The organism is Psychrobacter sp. BF1 (genome assembly GCF_019279065.1).
GTDB classification, from domain to species: Bacteria; Pseudomonadota; Gammaproteobacteria; order Pseudomonadales; family Moraxellaceae; genus Psychrobacter; species Psychrobacter urativorans.
The window spans coordinates 90,144-108,600 of sequence record NZ_JAGYWV010000006.1; the positions used below are offsets into that span (position 1 = coordinate 90,144).

An 18,457-nucleotide genomic window follows, 5' to 3' on the forward strand; every position below is an offset into this window, starting at 1 on the left:
CCACAGTGGCAGCTAAGATAGTAGCGTAAAGCGGGAATAGCTACTCATTTAACCCCGTCCGAAACTTCTTATAATCACTAGCTGTCTGTTTTACCGCCTCAATCATCGGCACATGACCAATATTTGGCATCATGATAACCTCTGCTTGCGGGATGATATCTTTAATGAGCTCAGTCGTCTCAGGCTTGATAACCCGATCCTTATCTCCCCAAACCACCAACGTTGGAATATCATACTGAGCGATGACTTTGGCGCGTTCCTCTACATTATCCATGACGATTTGCTCAAGGATTTTGGCATCTAGCTCTTTATTAGCGATTCTCTCTTGTGCAAACACCGCTTTTACCGACTTTGGTATATAGGGCGGCTTATACATAACAAAATTATATAAGCCATAAATATCTTCTGTCTTAGTGATCAGTAGCGGATTATTCTCAAGCGTCGCGCCCTCAAGCGATTTTGGCAATCCTGCTGACCAAAACCCTGCGCTGTCTATCAGCCATAGACTCTTGACATCTTGCGGATACTTGGCAGCATAAGCCACACTGATCGCGCCGCCCATCGAGTTACCAGCGACGTGAATGTTAGAAGCCACACCTTTGGCTTGCAACAGCTCATGCAAACGCTCAGCTTGAGCATCAGCGCGATAATCGGCCGCCATTGGCTTACTAGAATTACCAAAACCGAGTAAATCAGGAATAATAAGGTGATAGCTGTCTAATTGATTCGCTATGCGCGTAAAGTTGTCTTTATTACCGCCAAAGCCATGAATCAGTAGTAAAGGCTCGCCAGTCACATTGACATTCTCAGCGTAAGTTAATTTATCACCTGAGGCTAAAGTAAAGGTCTTTATATCAAGATCTGATTTATTACGTTCGTACTGCACGAGCTTTTGAGTGGTAGAAACAGCGAGGGTATTAGGAGCAGTCGTACAACCTACGACTGACACACTAAAGATAGTGGCGAGAGCTAAACGTGTTAATAGCATTAAAAATCTTCCTACAAATGAATTTTAATGACAATCTTAAAGGTAAACTCCTGCTTAGACTTTTTAATTTATAACTTCGTAGTCAAAACATTATTCCTCTGTATTAATAAACAACACTACCGCTGAACTGATTACCTTTTTAATCAAGATAGAATGAATGATGTCATTTATAATAAGCGTTTTTATCGTAAATTGAAAAGCCAACCGAAAACAACTGGAATGGCATAAAAGGATGCACCTTGAGTAACCCTAGTACTCCCACTGACAAACGGCGTGACCTTACCAAAGGATCAATCCCTAAAACCATGCTGTTGTTCGCACTGCCAACACTGGGATCGTCGGCCCTACAGTCGTTAAACGGATCGATCAATGCCATTTGGGTAGGTCGATTTTTAGGTGAAGAAGCGTTGGCGGCCACGGCGAATGGCAATATATTGATGTTTATACTGATCTCCTTCGTTTTTGGTTTCGGTATGGCATCCACTATCTTGATTGGTCAAGCAATGGGCAGCCGCGACGATACTATGGTCAAGAGAACCATGGGGACAGCGCTAGGTAGTATTATTCCAATAAGTATAATAGTGGCGGCTGGCGGCTGGATATTTGCGCCGGTGCTACTTGATCTGCTGGGTACGCCTCCTAGTGCTGTAGATCTTGCTCTGACTTATATGCGGATGATCTTTATTGCGATGCCTACTACTTTAACGTTTACGTTAATAATGATGGCATTGCGTGGTACTGGCGATTCCACGACGCCGCTTTGGTTTATCATTATATCGGTCATTATTGACCTGATTTTGACCCCAACGCTCATTTTGGGATTAGGCCCCTTTCCCGAATGGGGCATATTTGGCGCAGCCTTTGCCACCGCTGTCGCAAACACCCTAGCGCTTATTGGCATGGTCATCACCATGTACTTTCGTGGCTCTATACTGGCACTTAAGATGCCGGAGCTTCGCTTTTTGCGCGCTAACCGAAACATCATGAAATCAATGGTGTCAAAAGGCTTGCCAATGGGCCTGCAGATGATCGTCATCTCTTCAGCGGCGTTGACTATGCTGTCGTTGATAAACCGTGAAGGTGTACAGACGACAGCCGCTTATAGCGCCACCCAACAGCTTTGGACCTACGTGCAGATGCCCGCTATGGCGTTAAGTGCCGCGGCTAGTGCCATGGCTGCCCAGAACATCGGTGCTAATCAATGGAATAGGATTTCGGGCATCACCCGCTGGGGGCTTATTTTTAACTTAGTACTGACAGGTTTTATTATTGTGCTGCTGACTATTTTTGATGAAAACCTTCTTGGGTTTTTTCTTGGCAGTGACAGTAAAGCCATACCGATCGGGCGCCATATCCAAATAGTGGCGACATGGGGCTATCTGTTCTTTGGCGTAGCACAGGTGCTGTTCGGTACCATGCGGGCGAACGGCTACGTGATTTGGCCGCTGATCGTTATGGTCATTTCAATGTACCCCGTGCGTCTTGGATTCGCTTTCGGGCTTTCTCCCCTACTGGGAACGGATGCGCTTTGGTGGTCGTTTCCAGCAGGCATGGTAGCCACTGCCCTAATGGGGTTAGGACTATATATGCACGGTGGCTGGCGCCAAGGCAAAAATCTATCTGCAGAAGAAGCGGCGCAAAGGTCTGAAGCGTTTCGTGCTAATACCGGCACTAGCGCGTCATGTCGCGATATTTTACCGACCACTTCATGGAAGCGCTCCCCTCTACGTCGTGTGGTGAACTTGCATCGCAGAATTCATAGAATTCATAGAATCCATCAACTCAATAAATCTAAACGCTAGTAGCGTAGTCCATATTAGTAGTCTGCAATAAAAATTCTACTGCTGCTGGCGCATGGATAGCAGTAGTATCAAATATGGGGATTGGGCGGTCTGCTGGTTTGATTAGCAGTCCAATCTCAGTACAGCCTAATATTATGCCCTCAGCAACTTGCGTAGCCCGCTGCTTAAGCACTGCAATGTAGCGACAATATAACAGTCATGTGAGTTAGCTAATATTTGCTGTTGGCATAGTTTTGCATAGATAATACGATGCATCTCAGTCATAGTGAACTAAGTATCCAATAGCACTATAATCTTAATCTTTAGTAGATTAAAACCATGATAACTAACTATCAAAATATCAAATTGAGTGCAATTATGTCCGCATCCCCTACCTTTAGAATACGTACCCGCCGTAAGTATTATCGACTAATCTTCACTGGCCTGATGGCAATGATGATGTCACTGATTATCTCAGCGGCCCTTATTACCGTAAAAACGGGCATTCATGATGGGTTTTTTATGATCTTATTGCAGTCGTGGGGATTGGCCTTTGTCTTTGCTTGGCCAAGCGCTTATGTCTGCGCCTACTTTGTGCAGGAGCACGTCCTGAGTCGGATTGAGTTTTATTGAATGGGTTCCATACTAAGCAGAAACTTTAGGAAGCAACGGTGATGAAATTACACTTTTCACTACTGGCAAATTACAATGCCGTTATGAATCAAAAGATCAATGATATTCTTGCTGGCCTTTCCGAGGATGCTCTATGGAAGGATAACCAGGCATTTTTTCGCTCCATATTAGGGACGCTAAACCATCTAATGGCTGGCGACTTACTGTGGTTAAGACGTTTTACTGCCGATGCTAACCTTGTAGATATCGATGTCAGTGACTCCGCTCAAACCTCGCAATCTTTAGCAGACTTCCCTTCCATAACCACACTTACCCAAACCTTATATCTTAGTAAATCAGAGTTTATTAATAACAGACAAGCGCTAGATAAGCTCATCATTGAGTTCATTGAACAAACCCTAGAAAGAGATTATGCAAAAGTATTAACTTATATTAATACTAAAAACTTAGTGTATAACAAACCCTTTTCGATGCTCCTTCAGCACTTTTTTAACCACCAAACTCATCATCGTGGGCAAGTAACGACGCTACTAAATCAAGCTGGTATTGATATTGGTGAGACAGATTTATTGATGTTGATTGCTGATGTTTGATTGTTATTTTTGACTATTGTTTTTAATTATTGTTATGAGTGAATAATCATATAGGCTGCAGTCGATACACCCTATATGATTAAAACAAAACCACTAACCTATTAATCTACCCGCCATACTCTCGCTGCTGCAAAGCACTCAACGGTCTCATATGACTAAGCTCAATCACTTAAGCTCAACTGATTGAGCTTAAGTGACTAAGTTTAAGTGGCTAAGTTTAAGTGGCTAAGTTTAAGGGCCTAGGATCAACCAATTAAGCTGCTACAACCTTGTTCTTTAAACAAGCCACACGATGTTCTAAAGTGCCTTCTAACACCGGTTTAATCTGAGCACATTCTGCATCAGCTATTGGACATCGGGTACGAAAAACGCAGCCTGACGGTGGATTAATCGGACTTGGTAAATCACCTTCTAACAACTGAATAGTTTTATTACGCTCAGCAATAGGATCAGGTAACGGCACAGCCGACATCAGCGCTTGGGTATAAGGATGGGTCGGGTTGCCATACACCGCTTTGTCCACGCCAAGCTCAACAGCGTTACCCAAGTACATAACGAGCACACGATCAGCAATATGCTTGACCACTGATAAATCGTGAGCGATAAAGATCAGTGCCAGCCCCATCTCTTGTTGTACGTCTTGTAATAAGTTAATGACCTGCGCTTGAATGGAGACATCCAGAGCGGAAACTGGCTCATCACAGATGATGATTTTGGGTTTCAATATCAGGGCGCGCGCAATACCAATACGCTGACACTGACCGCCTGAAAACTCATGTGGATAGCGGTTGATCTGATTAGATAGCAGACCAACCTTTTTCATAATAGCGCGTACTTCACTTTGCACTTCAGGCTTTTTCATTTTTGGATAATAAGTGCGTAGTGGCTCAGCGATAATATCACCTACCGTCATGCGCGGATTAAGCGACGCTAACGGGTCTTGAAAGATCATTTGAATGTCTTTACGCTTGATTCTCATGGTCTTTTTAGAAGCACCGACCATCTCTTCATCATAGAACTTAATACTGCCAGAATCAGCTTGGATCAAGCCGATAATAGTCCGAGCAAGCGTTGATTTACCACAGCCCGACTCTCCTACTACGCCTAAGGTCTCGCCAGCAAACAACTCAAACGATACGCCATTGACTGCTTTTAGAGTGGCAGGCTTTTGCCAAAAGTAAGCCCCTTGCTGTTTAATATTAAAAGTCGTATGTACGTCCTTTACTTTTAGCAACGGGATTTGATGAGTGCTATTAGTGCTAATTGAATCTTGTGTGGTGATAGTCATACCTTACCCCTCTATCCCTGAAGCAGTGTTAGTGATGCTAGTCGCTGAGGCGTCAATTTGGATTTCAGGTTGCCAGTGACAGGCGCGCTGACGCTCATGTGGTAAAAACTCCAGCGGCGGCGGCGTATCACGGCAAATATCCATCGCATGCCCACAGCGCTCATAAAAAGGACAACCGGCAGGTAAGTCTAACAGGTTTGGTGGACTGCCCGGAATAGTCTCAAGCTTGCCCCCTTTATCATCCAAACGTGGAATAGCCTTCAGTAGCCCTATAGTATAAGGATGAGTAGGCGTATAAAAAATCTCATCGGTTTGCCCATAGGCCATCGTGCGACCTGCATACATCACTAGCACTCGATCACAAATGCCAGCGACCACTCCTAAATCATGGGTAATCATAATAATGGTCGTGCCAAAATCACGTTTTAGCTCGTTTAACAGCACCATAATCTGCGCTTGCACTGTGACATCAAGGGCGGTCGTTGGCTCATCGGCAACCAATAACTTGGGCCGACATAGCAGCGCCATCGCAATCATAACTCGCTGGCGCATACCACCTGAGAACTCATGCGGATACATGTTAATACGCTTTTTGGCCTCTGGAATCTTAACCGCATCCAACATTCGTACTGACTCAGCCCACGCTTCTTTTTTGCTCATGCCTTTATGCAAGGTCAATACTTCAGCAAGCTGATTGCCTATCTTCATATAAGGATTCAAGGAAGTCATTGGATCTTGAAAAATCATAGCGATTTGTTCAGCGCGAATTTTATTCAGTGCTTTTTGTGACAAGCCAAGCAGCTCATTGCCTTCAAAGAGTACCGAACCTTTTGCGTGACCATTATTGGCAAGCAGTCCCATAATGGCAAACGCAGTCTGCGATTTACCTGAGCCGGACTCACCAACGATACCTAAGGTCTCGCCTTGGTGCAGGTTGAAATTTAAGCCATTAACGGCCGTTACTAGTCCATCTTCAGTAGTGAACTGAACCGATAAATCTTTAACGGCTAATAGACTGTCTGCAGGGTTACGCTGATGGTGAAAGACCGAATCAGCGCCTGTATTAATAATAGTAGAGTCTATTTTTATAGGTGTACTATTAACATTGTGAGTTGCCATGATGTCAGCCTCCTAACGGTCTTTGGGATCAAACGCATCACGCAGTCCATCGCCAATAAAGTTAAAGCAAAATAAAGTAATAACCAAAAAAACTGAAGGAATCAAAATCTGCCAAGGCGCTACTTGCATAGTTTTAGAGCCTTCTTGCAACAGCGCGCCCCAACTGGTCATCGGCTCTTGCACCCCTAGACCTAAGAAGCTTAAAAATGACTCAAACAAAATCATCGTTGGTACTAATAAAGAGGCATAGACCACTACCACACCTAGTACATTAGGTACGATATGACGCAGGATAATATTAAAGCCTGAAACCCCGCCGACATGCGCCGCTTCAATAAACTCTTTACTCTTCAAACTAAGGGTCTGTCCACGGACGATACGGGCAACATCTAACCAAGAGACTAGCCCAATTGCCACAAAGATTAAGATAAGGTTACGTCCAAAGATGGTAACCAATAAGATCACAAAGAACATAAAAGGAAAGGCGCTTAGAATCTCTAATACTCGCATCATCACCGAGTCAACCTTGCCCCCTAAGTACCCTGAGGTCGCTCCATATATGGTCCCAAAAATCACTGCCACTGTAGCGCCAGCTATCCCAACTAATAACGAGATGCGACCACCGACCGCGGTTCGCACTAATAAGTCGCGACCGAGTGTATCGGTACCGAAGTAATGCTTATTATCGATAGCAGGGGCAGCTTGCATAAAGTTCCAGTCGGTCTCAGCATAGCCAAAAGGCGCTAGCATCGGCACGAATATAACAAAAGCCCCAATCAGTAATAATATAAATAGGCTGGCGACCGCGGCCTTATTACGATAAAAACGGCGCTTGGCATCTTGCAAAAGACTGCGGCCTTTAATTTCCTTGGCCGGCTCGTCTAGTAGAGCGGTTGGCTTATCTGCTGTAAGGCTCATAGTCGTCCTTGTAATCATTTATTTAACATAGCAATGAATAGAATGTGTAAAACGGCAATGAAGTACTAGTCATACTGTTGCATGCCCTAGTCCAATATCACACTTAGTATTGAATTTTTGGATCAATTACCGCGTACAGAATATCGACGATAGCGTTAAAAGTAATAGTCAACACGCCCACCAAGATAGTCAAACTAAGCACCACACCATAATCTCGATTAAGCGCACCATTGACGAATAACTGTCCGATACCTGGCAGACCAAAAATAGTCTCAATCACGATAGAGCCCGTGATAATACCGACAAAGGCTGGGCCTAAATAGGAGATAACCGGCAGCATAGCGGGTCGTAATGCATGCTTCATCACGATTTGGCGCATCGGTAGGCCTTTTGATTTTGCGGTGCGAATATATTGACTGTTCATCACCTCAATCATCGAGCCCCTCATGATGCGGGCGATACTGGCAACGTAAGCCAGCGCCAAAGCGGTGACTGGTAATACTAGATTAGGAAGCGCCCCATCATTCCAGCCCCCTGCTGGTAACCATTGCAAAAGAATGGCAAAAATAAGTACTAGTAATGGCGCTTTTACAAAGCTTGGAATCACCACCCCAGTCATTGCAAAGGCCATGAGCACGTAGTCTAGCCAAGAGTTTTGTTTTAGTGCCGCAATAATGCCAAAGGCCAACCCCAATACTAATGCTAGTATAAAAGCATATAAGCCTAGCTCCATAGATACTGGAAACGACTGCGACAGTAGCTCATTGACGGTATGGTCTTTATACTTAAAAGACGGTCCAAAATCGCCCACTGCCAGCTGCTTTAGGTAATTAATATACTGTAACCACATGGGATCGTTGAGGTGATACTTCGCTTCAATATTAGCCATAACCGCTGGCGGCAAATTACGCTCACCAGTGAAAGGGCTGCCTGGTGCTAAACGCATCATAAAGAAGGACACGGTTATCAGCACAAATAAGGTCGGGATTGCCTCTAAGATGCGTCGGAAAATTAGTTTTAGCATAAGGCCTCTTTTATCATGATCATAGTGCTCATTCCTAAGCTTAGCGGCAGACAAATAACGACAGCAAAGCCAATGCCCAGTTAGCTATCAAATAGTCAACTTCAAGGGACTCAACTTACTTGTACTACCTGAAATCAGAGCTTTTTAAACTGCAAAAATTTCATCCATCAAGCCTAAAAAAAACGGCAATGAAGAATGAAACTAATGAGAAATAGGAAATAATACTAAAAATATTCAGTGACTGTTTATAAGCTATCCAATGGCCTATCTTGCACTATAAAACTATAAACAGCTGCAACTCGCAGTCGCTGATAGGGCTATGAATCAGGTTTAATCTTCTTCATAGCCCCTAGCTACTATCGGCATATGACTGCTATACCTAAAGAGATCAGTGTTTGGCGATGGATAGATCTTTGCCTTGCCAGTTACCTAAGATATCTTGGCTTGGGAAGCCAACGACATAAGGCTTAATTAAACGTGGGCTGACATAATGGTACATGTTCAACAGAGGCATATCTTGATCAAGCTGCACTTCGGCCTGTTTGTATATACCGCCACGCTGCTCAGGGGTGACACCCGCTTGCAAGGTTTTCGCCATTAAGCTATCAAAGTTAGCGCTATTGTATTTACCATAGTTACCACTGTTATCGGATTTGAGAATATTTAAGAATGCTGATGGCTCATTATAATCGCCACACCAGCCCGCACGTGCGATTTGGTAATCACCATTACGACGGGTATCCAAATAAGTCTTCCATTCTTTATTAGTCAAAGTCACATCAACGAAACCAAGTGCTTGCTTCCATAATGACGTAGCGGCCACCGCAGTCTTTTTGTGGTTATCGTTAGTATTATATAGCAGCTCGAATTTAAGCGGCTTGCTGTCGCTGTAGCCTGCTTCGTTGAGCAGTTTTTTGGCTTCAGCAATACGTTTTTCTTTATCCCAAGTCGACCACTCTGGTACGTTTTTAACATCACCATTAGTGGCAGGCGGTGTCAATTGATACGCCGCAGTCTGGCCTTGACCGATTACCTTATCTACAATAGTGTCACGATCCAACGCCAAGGCTAAGGCGCGGCGCACTTTAGGATCATTAAACGGTGGCTTAACGGTATTAAACTCATAATAATAAGTACAAAGATAAGGCGCTACTCTAAGCTGATCGCCGAGCTGCTCTTTGAGAGACGCAAATTGCTCAGTCGGCACGTCATTGTAAGTGATGTCGATCTCGCCGGCCTGATAGCGTGCAACATCCGTGGTGCTAGAAGGAATCGCTAGCATAGTGATCTTATTAATAGTAGTGTTCGCATCGTCGTAATAAGAGGGGTTACGGGTTAAGACGATCTTGTCATTGACTTGCCACTGGCTAGGCTTATAAGGACCATTCACTACGATATTTGCAGGATCTGTCCATTTATCACCAAAGGCCTCAACCGTCTTTTTATGAACCGGCTTGACCGAATTGTGGATCAGCATGTCTGGGAAATAAGGTACTGGCTGTGACAAAGTAATCTGCAAAGTCTTATCGTCGATAGCCTTTACTCCAAGGGTATCAAGAGCGGCTTTGCCATCTACGATTTGATCGGCACCGACTACTTTGGCATCGACTAAATAACTTGCATACGGTGAGGCAGTATTAGGATCGACTAAGCGGCGCATACTATAGGCAAAGTCCTCTGCCGTTACTGGATCCCCATTCGACCATTTAGCATCACGTAGCTTAAACGTCCATACTTTATTATCCTCGCTCTCCCAACTGGTCGCTATGCCGGGAATGGTTTTGCCTTCAGCATCAGTATTAGTCAAGCCTTCAAATATCTGACGGTCAATATTGGATTCAGGAACCCCAGATACCTTGTGTGGATCCAGTGATTCTGGCTCCGCAGCATTGTTAACCACTAGCTCTTGAGTATCAGCAAGTACACTAGGATCAACAGCAGCTGATTTACTGGCGTTATTATCAGTTGCAGACTTATCGCTACAGCCAGTCATAGACATGGCGAGCACAAGAGCAGTAGGCAGAAAAAAAGTATTGAATAGGTGGTTAGGATTTTGCATCATGTAATGACCTAGCTAGCAGGTGGCTGGGGCAGATCGACTAAGTTGTAGTCAACCTCTTAAGTTTAATATATCCGTATATTGCCTTTATTAACTAAGTATCATCAGTATAGCTGGCAGCGCTACCGTTCTGTGTTGAAGCCTTAATTTATAACTATCAGTAATAAGCTGATAATCAAAAGTTAGCCATTCTAATTGAGATAATCTTAGGTAACTATTAGTAACAAATAGGACAACTATTAGTAATAAAAAACGAAGCAAATGTCAACAGATTTTAATATTGTTATGCTAGCCACTCCTAAAATCAGCTTATAAGCGCCGCACAATTAACAGATAAAAACCGTCTACAACTCTATTAATAAAGTAGTCATCGCTCCCCTTTATCCGCTCGTAACACAGCCCCTTTGTCCTTGATAAAAATCTTACCCTTATGCTATTAGCTTGATAGTAAATACAATAAATTATTATATAAGCTATTGAAAATAAACACTATTAAGTTAATACTTTCGACAAGGTACTAGATATTAAAGTAGAAAATAGAATTAAAACAGTGTCGTCTACTATAAACTTTGAGCCAATATCACCTTCTAATAATCATACTTTTATAATGTAAAAAACAGCTGTTATCCACTCTCACAAAAAGTTAGCCTATTGCTTATTTTCAACTTATTTATTTTTGTACAAATTTGAAAAATTAAACATAGAAAATTCTATCTGTAACAATCATAGCGCCTAAAAGCGCTGTCGACTCATTTTTAGCGCTCTAAAAGAGCTAATAGTATTGTTCAATACCTCAATGGCACCCCTATTAATCAAATAGTATTTATTACTACTGGTAGTATTTATTGCTGTAGCTTCTGGCGGTAGACTATCATCAGCACTACTGCAAAATGCTACTGCACTATTAACTAGGGCTTTATAAACTTTAGTATGCTATTAATATAAAAAACAGCTAAGATAAGCTAAATAATCTTTTATTTAGAGAGCGCTATGAGTCAACCACGACGTAGCATTGAGCAACTGCTTAAGGAGGGTAGCTTACCCTTATCTCATGCTGATACAGCAGCTCTAAAGTTGGAAGTTTATCCTCCTAAACACACTTGGCTTGCGTTCTTTGATAAAGCGGCATTGATTATTGGCTCAGTAGCGCTAGTATTAGCTCTAGTATTCTTTATCGCCTATAACTGGCAAAACATGAGCCACACTGGCAAATTCGCTTTAGTCGAAGGAGCTTTAGTTGTCACTATAGCGCTCTACATAATTCTCTGTTTTAAACAACGATTTCAGCTCGTACTGCAATTACTACTGCTTATAGCTAGTATCATCACTGGTAGTTTATTGGCGTTATTTGGTCAGGTTTACCAAACTGGCGCTGATACTTGGCAGCTGTTCTTTAATTGGGCGCTATTGATTATTCCTTGGGTGCTCATTGCTCGCCTGCCTGCACTTTGGCTGTTATGGCTTGGGCTCATAAATGCCAGCCTGATACTCTATATCGACGTGGCAGCTATTGTATTTGCAGATTATATTTATCAAGATATCTTGCAGCTGAGTATCCTAGCTATCTTCAATTTAGTAGCCCTAATTCTATGGCTGTCTACTTTAGAGAATAAACCCAGTTCTGATTCAAGCTTATATAAACCAACGCTATTAACAACCGCTGCTACTAAAGCTGCTATTTCTCAAACAGCGTCGCCCACTAAGTCCAGTTTGCACTGGAGTACTTATGTGGTGGGCTTGCTAAGCACTTATTTCATTACTCATCTAGCCATTATCACTATCTTTGACGATATCAAAACGCTACCGTTACTCGTTACTTTGTCGCTATGGGCAAGCTGGTGTGGCTTTATGCTTTGGCGCTTTTATCGGCAGCGCAGTGACTTATTAATGCTGACTTATCTATGCGGCTCTGTGATTACAGTAGTTATGTTCTGGACGGGCAAGTTGCTGCTCGATGATTGGGAAGCTGGTGGCTTTTTATTGCTAGCGCTATTATTGATTGCCATGAGTTCAGCGATGGTAGTTTGGCTACGACGCCTTGCCCGCTTAGATAAGAGGGGTCAGCAGTCTGAGCTGCTGGCACAAATGCAAAGTGAGAATGTAAAGTGACAATATAAAGTGACAATATAAAGTGACTATGCGAGGTGACTATGAATAACTATGATCAGACGCTTGCGCAGTTGCAACAGCTAGGCCTGATCGCGCCTAACCCTATTGTAGATAGCCGTAACCCTAGAGATAGCGATGCCACTGTTTTGGCTGATAACCTTGCTAACCCAGCTGATGATAATGACAGTACGTCTTGGTTTATCCACTTATTTTTTGGCTTTAGTGGGGTGTTATCGAGCATATTTTTGGTTGGGTTTTTATCCCTGATACTGTATCAAGCAGAGGTCTTTGACAGCTCACTACTACAATTGCTGGTCGGCATAATACTGAGTGCTATAGCTTTTACTTTATTTAAAAATAAAAAATCTGCGGATAATACTTTTTGGAACAGTTTGGCCTTTGCTTTGAGTGGCGCAGGACAGCTATATTTGATGTTTGCCTTATTTGGCAGTGAGATAACCCAACCGCTGAGCCTTTGGCTGTTTTTACTGATCCAAGTCATCATGACTCTTGTTATGCCTAATTTTATTTATCGACTGCTCAGTAGTGCGGTGGTATTGGGCGTAATAGTCTATTTGCTTAGCTTTTACCAACTGCCTGAACTGAGCTTAGCACTATTAGCCCTAGTCACTATTATGGCGAATTTGCAACGCTATTGGTTAATAAGTTACCTACCGATTCGATGGCGTGCAGGGGCTTTTGATATCAGTAAAGCGCTGAGCTATGCTTCTGCCTTTGTGCTACTTATCTTTTCTATCTATATTTTCGCTGGCGACTACAACGTCCAATTTATCAGTAATAAATTTAGCTATAATTACTATATGGCGCAAGGGCTGTTGGTAATGGTCAGCTTATATGGCGCTCACCTTATTCTTCAGCGCTACCAGATGAAACTACTGTCTTTTAAATCGCCCTCACAACCTGACATTATTATCGTCTGCGTCATCATTATCATCGGCATCATATCGGTCTATGTTTCAGGGCTATTGTCTGCCAGCATAGTAATTATTATTGGCATTGCTAATAGCCAACGGCTGCTATTGGGGGTTGGCTTGCTTGCCTTAGTGAGCTATATATTTTGGTATTACTATCAGCTCGATAGCTCTTTATTAATAAAGTCAGGCTCAATGCTTCTTATCGCTATCAGTATATTGCTGATGCGTTGGCTGCTGGTGAGTCGTTATATTGCTAGCGACTTACCTTTGACAGTCTTGCGTACAACCACTGCTAATCTACCTCCTAAAACCTCTGTTGGCACCATGGCTAACCAAGACAGCGGTAGTGATGATCAGGAGCTTCCCTCATGACTCAGCCTATTAATAACCCCCACTCTGCTGAGGGTGATACTTTAAGCCATAAGCGCAAACCAACACTTTCAAAGTTGCCTTGGTGGCAGAAACGCTCAGTGACTATCGCCATGGCGCTACTAGGATTGCTAGCAGTATTAGTCGCGATCACTATAAAAGTGATTGAACATGAAAACCATCTAGCTACTGGTAAACCAATACTGTTGCAGCTGGCTCCTGTCGATCCGCGCGGCTTTATGCAAGGTGATTATATGGCGCTCAGTTATACTATAGAGCGTGATATCTTTGATGCCCTACGACCACAATACGAGAGCTTACAGCCGCCAGCACCAGCCCTAGATTCTGAATTAGAAGGTTCTGAGCTACAGGAATCTGAGCTAGACGAATCAAGGTCGGATTTTCGTATATATGACCCTATGCAAGGTTATGTAATTGTCGCAGTGGATGAGCATAACGTCGGGCATTTTGTGCGCTTAGCTGATGGTAATAATCAGCATGACTTAGCAGCAAATGAGCGGTCTATTCATTACCGTATCCGCCGTGGTAGCGTTCAACTAGCAACCAATGCCTTCTTCTTTCAAGAAGGTCAGGCCAAAGCCTTTGAGGCAGCAGAGTATGGGTTATTCCGAGTTAACGATAAGGGCGAACCCTTATTAACGGATATGGTGGACAAAAATTATAAGGTGATTGCCTTAGATCAGCAAGATTAAAATTGTGCGCACTTTATAAGCTTTGGCTGATCCTAGGCTATGGGCCAAACCCCTAAAAACAGTGGTCTGAGGATATCAAAGCGCTGTTTTTATGCTAAGGGGTATTGAACCATCATTAACCATACTGACAAAACACTTAACTAAACTGATATTGCGCTAGTTAGGCGCGACTTGCTACTGTAAACCGTGATAATTATTTAATAATAACTCAAGGAATATACTATGCGTAGCGCAACTTATGATCATTTTGGCAGACCTACTGAAGTCCTCAGCCTAGGCGATCGCCCTACTCCAGAGCCAAAAGCTAACGAAGTACGAGTGAAGACTATCTTAGCTTCTATCCATAATCATGACTTACTAACTATTCGTGGCAAATATGGCTTTAAACCTGAAATGCCAGCTATTGGTGGTTCTGAGGCGGTCGGCATTATCGATGCTGTAGGTAGCGATGTTAAAAATTTAAAAGTCGGTCAACGTGTTGCCGCCGCTAGTGTGCAAGCGACTTGGGCGGAATATTTTGTGGCCTCAGAAGACATGGTATTTCCGGTACCGGAGAGCTTAAACGATGAAATGGCGGCGCAATTGATCGCTATGCCACTCAGTGCCTTGATGCTGCTTGAGTTCCTAGAAGTAGAACGTGGCCAGTGGCTGATCCATAACGCTGCTAATGGTGCGGTCGGTAAATCCCTAGCTATGCTAGCGGCTGCTCGTGGGGTAAAAACTATCAATATAGTACGCAGTAGTGAGGCGGTGGCAGACCTAGAGGCCATTGGGATAGAGAATAATATCAATAGTGAAGATGAAGACTGGAAAGACCAAGTAAAATCAATGATTGCTGAGGATAAAATCAGTGCAGCAGTTGATTCTGTTGGTGGCGAAGACAGCGGTGCTTTATTATCACTACTGGGTCATGGCGGTACATTTGCGGTATTTGGCGCGATGTCAGGTAAGCCGATGATGCTCAACCCTACTGATATAATCTTTAAGCAGGCGACGCTAAAAGGCTTTTGGGGTAGCAAAATTAGCCAAGAGATGAGCGTAGACAACAAGCAGCGCTTAGTCGATGAGCTGATTGATAGAGCGGTTGGCGGTAAGCTACAACTGCCTGTTGAAGCGGTTTTTGATTTGGCAGATATTACCAAAGCGGTTGATGGAAAAATACAATCAGATAAAAAAGGCAAAATATTGTTAAAGCCTTAGTTGTTGCCATTGAATAAAAAAGCTCATGATTGCATGGGCTTTTTTATTTCTATAACCAGCTGTTACTGGCAGTAGCTAAAAAACACCGCAAACTAGGAATATGATTATGTCTAACCATAAAACTTTCAAAGCTTTAGTAGTCGAAGAAACTGACGACGGTGAATTTAAAAAAAGCATTCGCGAACGCAACGTCAGTGACTTGCCTGAGAATGACTTATTGATAGAGGTGCATTACTCTTCGCTAAACTATAAAGATGCCATGTCAGCATCAGGTAATAAAAGAATCACCAAGCACTATCCGCACACCCCCGGTATTGATGCGGCAGGCATAGTGGTCAGTGACAAGTCTGGCACTTTTAAAGCAGGGCAAGAGGTGGTGGTATTCGGTTATGATCTTGGCATGGATACGGATGGGGGTTTGGGTCAGATGATCTGTATCCCAGCGGACTGGGCGGTCGAATGTCCGTCTTCATTGACGATAAAAGAAGCGATGATTTACGGTACTGGCGGCTTAACCGCAGCATTAAGTATCCAAAAGTTAGAGAAAATGGGCGCAAAACCTGAAGACGGTCCAGTGGCGGTAACGGGTGCAACAGGCGGCGTCGGTAGTATCAGTATCGCAATTTTGAGTCAGCTCGGTTATGAGGTTATCGCCTTCTCTGGTAAGCCTGAGCAAAGTGATTATCTCAAAGAGCTGGGTGCGAGTGAAGTCCGTCATCGTGATACCATCAATGAGGTCGGTAATAAACCTGCTGGTCGCGAGCTATGGGCCAATGCCATTGATACGATTGGCGGTGATTATCTAGCCAATTTACTTAAGCAAACCAAAGCTGGCGGCGCAGTTACCTCTTGCGGCTTGGCGAGCGGCGCTGAGTTCTCGATGACGGTATTGCCTTTTATCACACGCGCGGTGTCCCTACTCGGTATCGATTCGGTCTATATTCCACTGGCGGATAAAAAGGCTATCTGGCAGCGTGTGGCCACCGATATGAAATTGCCTAATCTGGAGAGTTATTGTGAAGAAATTACTTTAGAGCAAACGCCTGAATACTTAGATCGCTTTATAGCGAGTAAGACGGTTGGGCGTTATGTGGTTAATTTGCGGGGTTAGGGTTTAATTTAAAGTTAGGTTTTTAGACGGTTTTTAGACTATGGCAGTACTTCTTTTGGAAGACTGCTTTTTTAATTGGTTGAAATTATGATAGTGTGCTTATGAAATAAAAAATATGATTCTACTTTGATTAGGGCATTAAAAAATTTTCGCTAAAAATATTCTAAACATGTCCTTAACTGTAAACTATCCCATACCTTTGTATTCGAGAAAAACTTAATGTCAAAAATATCATTAATAGTTGGAAATGGTTTGTCAATGAGCTTTGGATCTCAAAGTGGAATCAATTTTAAATTTAACTCACAACAGCCTTTGAACTGGAATGTAATATGTCCATCGACTGGTGGTTTATTAATGGACAATCTGCCTAGCTTAAAAAAGTTGTGGGGAAAAAATTTTAACAAACCACACTTTGATGTTTTTGGTTTTGCATTAGACAAATTTTATTGTAATTTGATTGGTATAGACTCTTGCAAAACTACTTTAGAAGCTAGACATTTTTTAACTATCGCATTTTCAGAATATAGTTTACTACAAAGTAGTAAACTGAACTCAGATTGGGCTTGGTTTCAGTGGTTTGAGCTACATCAATCTGAAATAAAAGGATCTTTATCATTTAATTATGATCTTTTACTTGAATCAGTTTTCGATAAAATAGGTATAGCTTATCATTCATCACAAGTAAACCATATTATAAATGGCATACCTCTGGTAAAACCTCATGGTTCTGTAGATTTTGAAATGGCTGATGGTATGATTGACATGCATATAGAATATCCATTAAACAACTTTATAGACTTGAATAATGCTCCAATTAAGCGATTGCAACATGATAGTCTCTTATACCCTCGGAAGCAGGCTCATTGTATTATTCCCAATGAAGCTAACAAATATAAAAATTATCAGTGGGTTTCAAAATCTAGCATAAAATTTAACCGCATTTTGAAAGAAAGCGATTACTGTATATTTATTGGGATTTCTTATCTTCCTTCTGACCAAGTCGAGATAGATCGAATCATCAATACGTTATCTGAAGATTGTGAAATTATAATAGCTAATCCGTATCCTCCTAAAAAACTTTTAGCAAAGATAAGGAATAAACGATATACAATTTGGTCTTCTTTAGATGGACCGATAGATGAAAGCGGTAACTTATATAATCTTAAATAACTAAAAAATTAGCCTATAGTATTTTACTTATCTATATCAATGCCCCAAGAAAATCACAGGAAAAACTTAGTACTTTTTTATGATAATCTAAAATCTGATTAAGGAACTTACTCCCACTCAATAATAGCCTGCTGCTTACTCGACACATTATAAGTAACCTATGACACCTCTTCGATCTTATTTATAATGCGATAGGATACCATTTCAATTAAACTATTCGACCGATCCACAGCTCACATAATATTTGAAAAATTAGCTATAAATCGTCTTTATTTCTACGTATTATTCTTTTTAGCTTTATAATTGTCCAAATATCTTTTCTACCTATCTAAGGCTCATACATGAACATCAATATAACTCTATTGTTTTCCATGCTAGCAATTATATTTTTTATCTGTTCAATATGGGAATGGGGGTTAATGTATAGAAGAAAAGCTTTTAAGTTAC

At 42.3% G+C, this 18,457-nt stretch carries 16 protein-coding genes; 9 read left to right on the forward strand and 7 right to left on the reverse strand.

The genetic code is table 11. From position 1 onward, the window contains the following. Positions 1-40: 40 nt before the first annotated feature. Positions 41-988: an alpha/beta hydrolase gene (locus KZA12_RS08600; RefSeq protein ID WP_218689952.1), complete on the reverse strand. Its 948-nt coding sequence runs from the start codon at positions 986-988 to the stop codon at positions 41-43. 239 nt (positions 989-1,227) lie between these two features. On the opposite strand from KZA12_RS08600, the gene KZA12_RS08610 reads away from it, so the two are divergent. Then, on the forward strand, positions 1,228-2,790 hold the full coding sequence (locus tag KZA12_RS08610; RefSeq protein ID WP_256932898.1) for an MATE family efflux transporter: 1,563 nt from the start codon (positions 1,228-1,230) through the stop codon (positions 2,788-2,790). Here the strand turns inward: KZA12_RS08610 and KZA12_RS08615 are convergent. Continuing rightward, the gene (locus KZA12_RS08615; protein WP_256932899.1) at positions 2,780-2,962 is read right to left on the reverse strand and encodes a hypothetical protein; all 183 of its coding nucleotides are present in this window, start codon (positions 2,960-2,962) and stop codon (positions 2,780-2,782) included. The genes KZA12_RS08610 and KZA12_RS08615 overlap by 11 nt on opposite strands. 185 nt (positions 2,963-3,147) lie before the next feature. On the opposite strand from KZA12_RS08615, the gene KZA12_RS08620 reads away from it, so the two are divergent. Beyond that, positions 3,148-3,402: a DUF2798 domain-containing protein gene (locus KZA12_RS08620; RefSeq protein ID WP_201623412.1), complete on the forward strand. Its 255-nt coding sequence runs from the start codon at positions 3,148-3,150 to the stop codon at positions 3,400-3,402. Positions 3,403-3,443: 41 nt separating this feature from the next. Continuing rightward, positions 3,444-3,995: a DinB family protein gene (locus tag KZA12_RS08625; protein ID WP_218690019.1), complete on the forward strand. Its 552-nt coding sequence runs from the start codon at positions 3,444-3,446 to the stop codon at positions 3,993-3,995. 253 nt (positions 3,996-4,248) lie between these two features. Here the strand turns inward: KZA12_RS08625 and oppF are convergent, their stop codons facing one another. The 5 genes from oppF to KZA12_RS08650 form a co-directional block, all read right to left on the reverse strand. After that, entirely contained in the window at positions 4,249-5,283 is a 1,035-nt protein-coding gene (oppF, locus tag KZA12_RS08630) for a murein tripeptide/oligopeptide ABC transporter ATP binding protein OppF (RefSeq protein ID WP_218689953.1), read from the reverse strand. A 3-nt stretch (positions 5,284-5,286) separates the two neighbouring features. After that, positions 5,287-6,402, reverse strand: a complete 1,116-nt coding sequence (oppD, locus tag KZA12_RS08635) for an oligopeptide ABC transporter ATP-binding protein OppD (protein WP_218689954.1) — start codon at positions 6,400-6,402, stop codon at positions 5,287-5,289. A gap of 12 nt (positions 6,403-6,414) precedes the next feature. After that, positions 6,415-7,320 carry an oligopeptide ABC transporter permease OppC gene (gene oppC, locus KZA12_RS08640; RefSeq protein ID WP_201623409.1) on the reverse strand — a complete coding sequence of 302 codons (906 nt, stop codon included), beginning with the start codon at positions 7,318-7,320 and terminating at the stop codon, positions 6,415-6,417. Between the two features lie 103 nt (positions 7,321-7,423). Then, entirely contained in the window at positions 7,424-8,344 is a 921-nt protein-coding gene (gene oppB / locus KZA12_RS08645; RefSeq protein WP_201623408.1) for an oligopeptide ABC transporter permease OppB, read from the reverse strand. 388 nt (positions 8,345-8,732) lie between these two features. Beyond that, the gene (locus tag KZA12_RS08650) at positions 8,733-10,406 is read right to left on the reverse strand and encodes an ABC transporter substrate-binding protein (RefSeq protein ID WP_256932900.1); all 1,674 of its coding nucleotides are present in this window, start codon (positions 10,404-10,406) and stop codon (positions 8,733-8,735) included. Positions 10,407-11,393: 987 nt separating this feature from the next. Between KZA12_RS08650 and KZA12_RS08655 the strand changes: the two genes are divergently transcribed. The 6 genes from KZA12_RS08655 (at position 11,394) to KZA12_RS08680 (ending at position 18,010) form a co-directional block, all read left to right on the forward strand. After that, a complete protein-coding gene (locus KZA12_RS08655) occupies positions 11,394-12,512 on the forward strand; it encodes a DUF2157 domain-containing protein (protein WP_218689955.1) in 1,119 nt (372 codons plus the stop codon). Positions 12,513-12,553: 41 nt separating this feature from the next. After that, positions 12,554-13,819 (forward strand): DUF4401 domain-containing protein, encoded by a 1,266-nt coding sequence (locus tag KZA12_RS08660; RefSeq protein ID WP_218689956.1) that lies wholly within the window; start codon positions 12,554-12,556, stop codon positions 13,817-13,819. Continuing rightward, entirely contained in the window at positions 13,816-14,529 is a 714-nt protein-coding gene (locus KZA12_RS08665) for a GDYXXLXY domain-containing protein (RefSeq protein WP_218689957.1), read from the forward strand. Before KZA12_RS08660 ends, KZA12_RS08665 begins: the two co-directional genes overlap by 4 nt. A gap of 222 nt (positions 14,530-14,751) precedes the next feature. Further along, a complete protein-coding gene (locus KZA12_RS08670; RefSeq protein ID WP_218689958.1) occupies positions 14,752-15,729 on the forward strand; it encodes a zinc-binding dehydrogenase in 978 nt (325 codons plus the stop codon). Positions 15,730-15,835: 106 nt separating this feature from the next. Then, positions 15,836-16,840, forward strand: a complete 1,005-nt coding sequence (locus KZA12_RS08675) for a YhdH/YhfP family quinone oxidoreductase (RefSeq protein WP_218689959.1) — start codon at positions 15,836-15,838, stop codon at positions 16,838-16,840. Positions 16,841-17,059: 219 nt separating this feature from the next. After that, positions 17,060-18,010 (forward strand): hypothetical protein, encoded by a 951-nt coding sequence (locus KZA12_RS08680; RefSeq protein ID WP_218689960.1) that lies wholly within the window; start codon positions 17,060-17,062, stop codon positions 18,008-18,010. Positions 18,011-18,457: the final 447 nt, after the last annotated feature.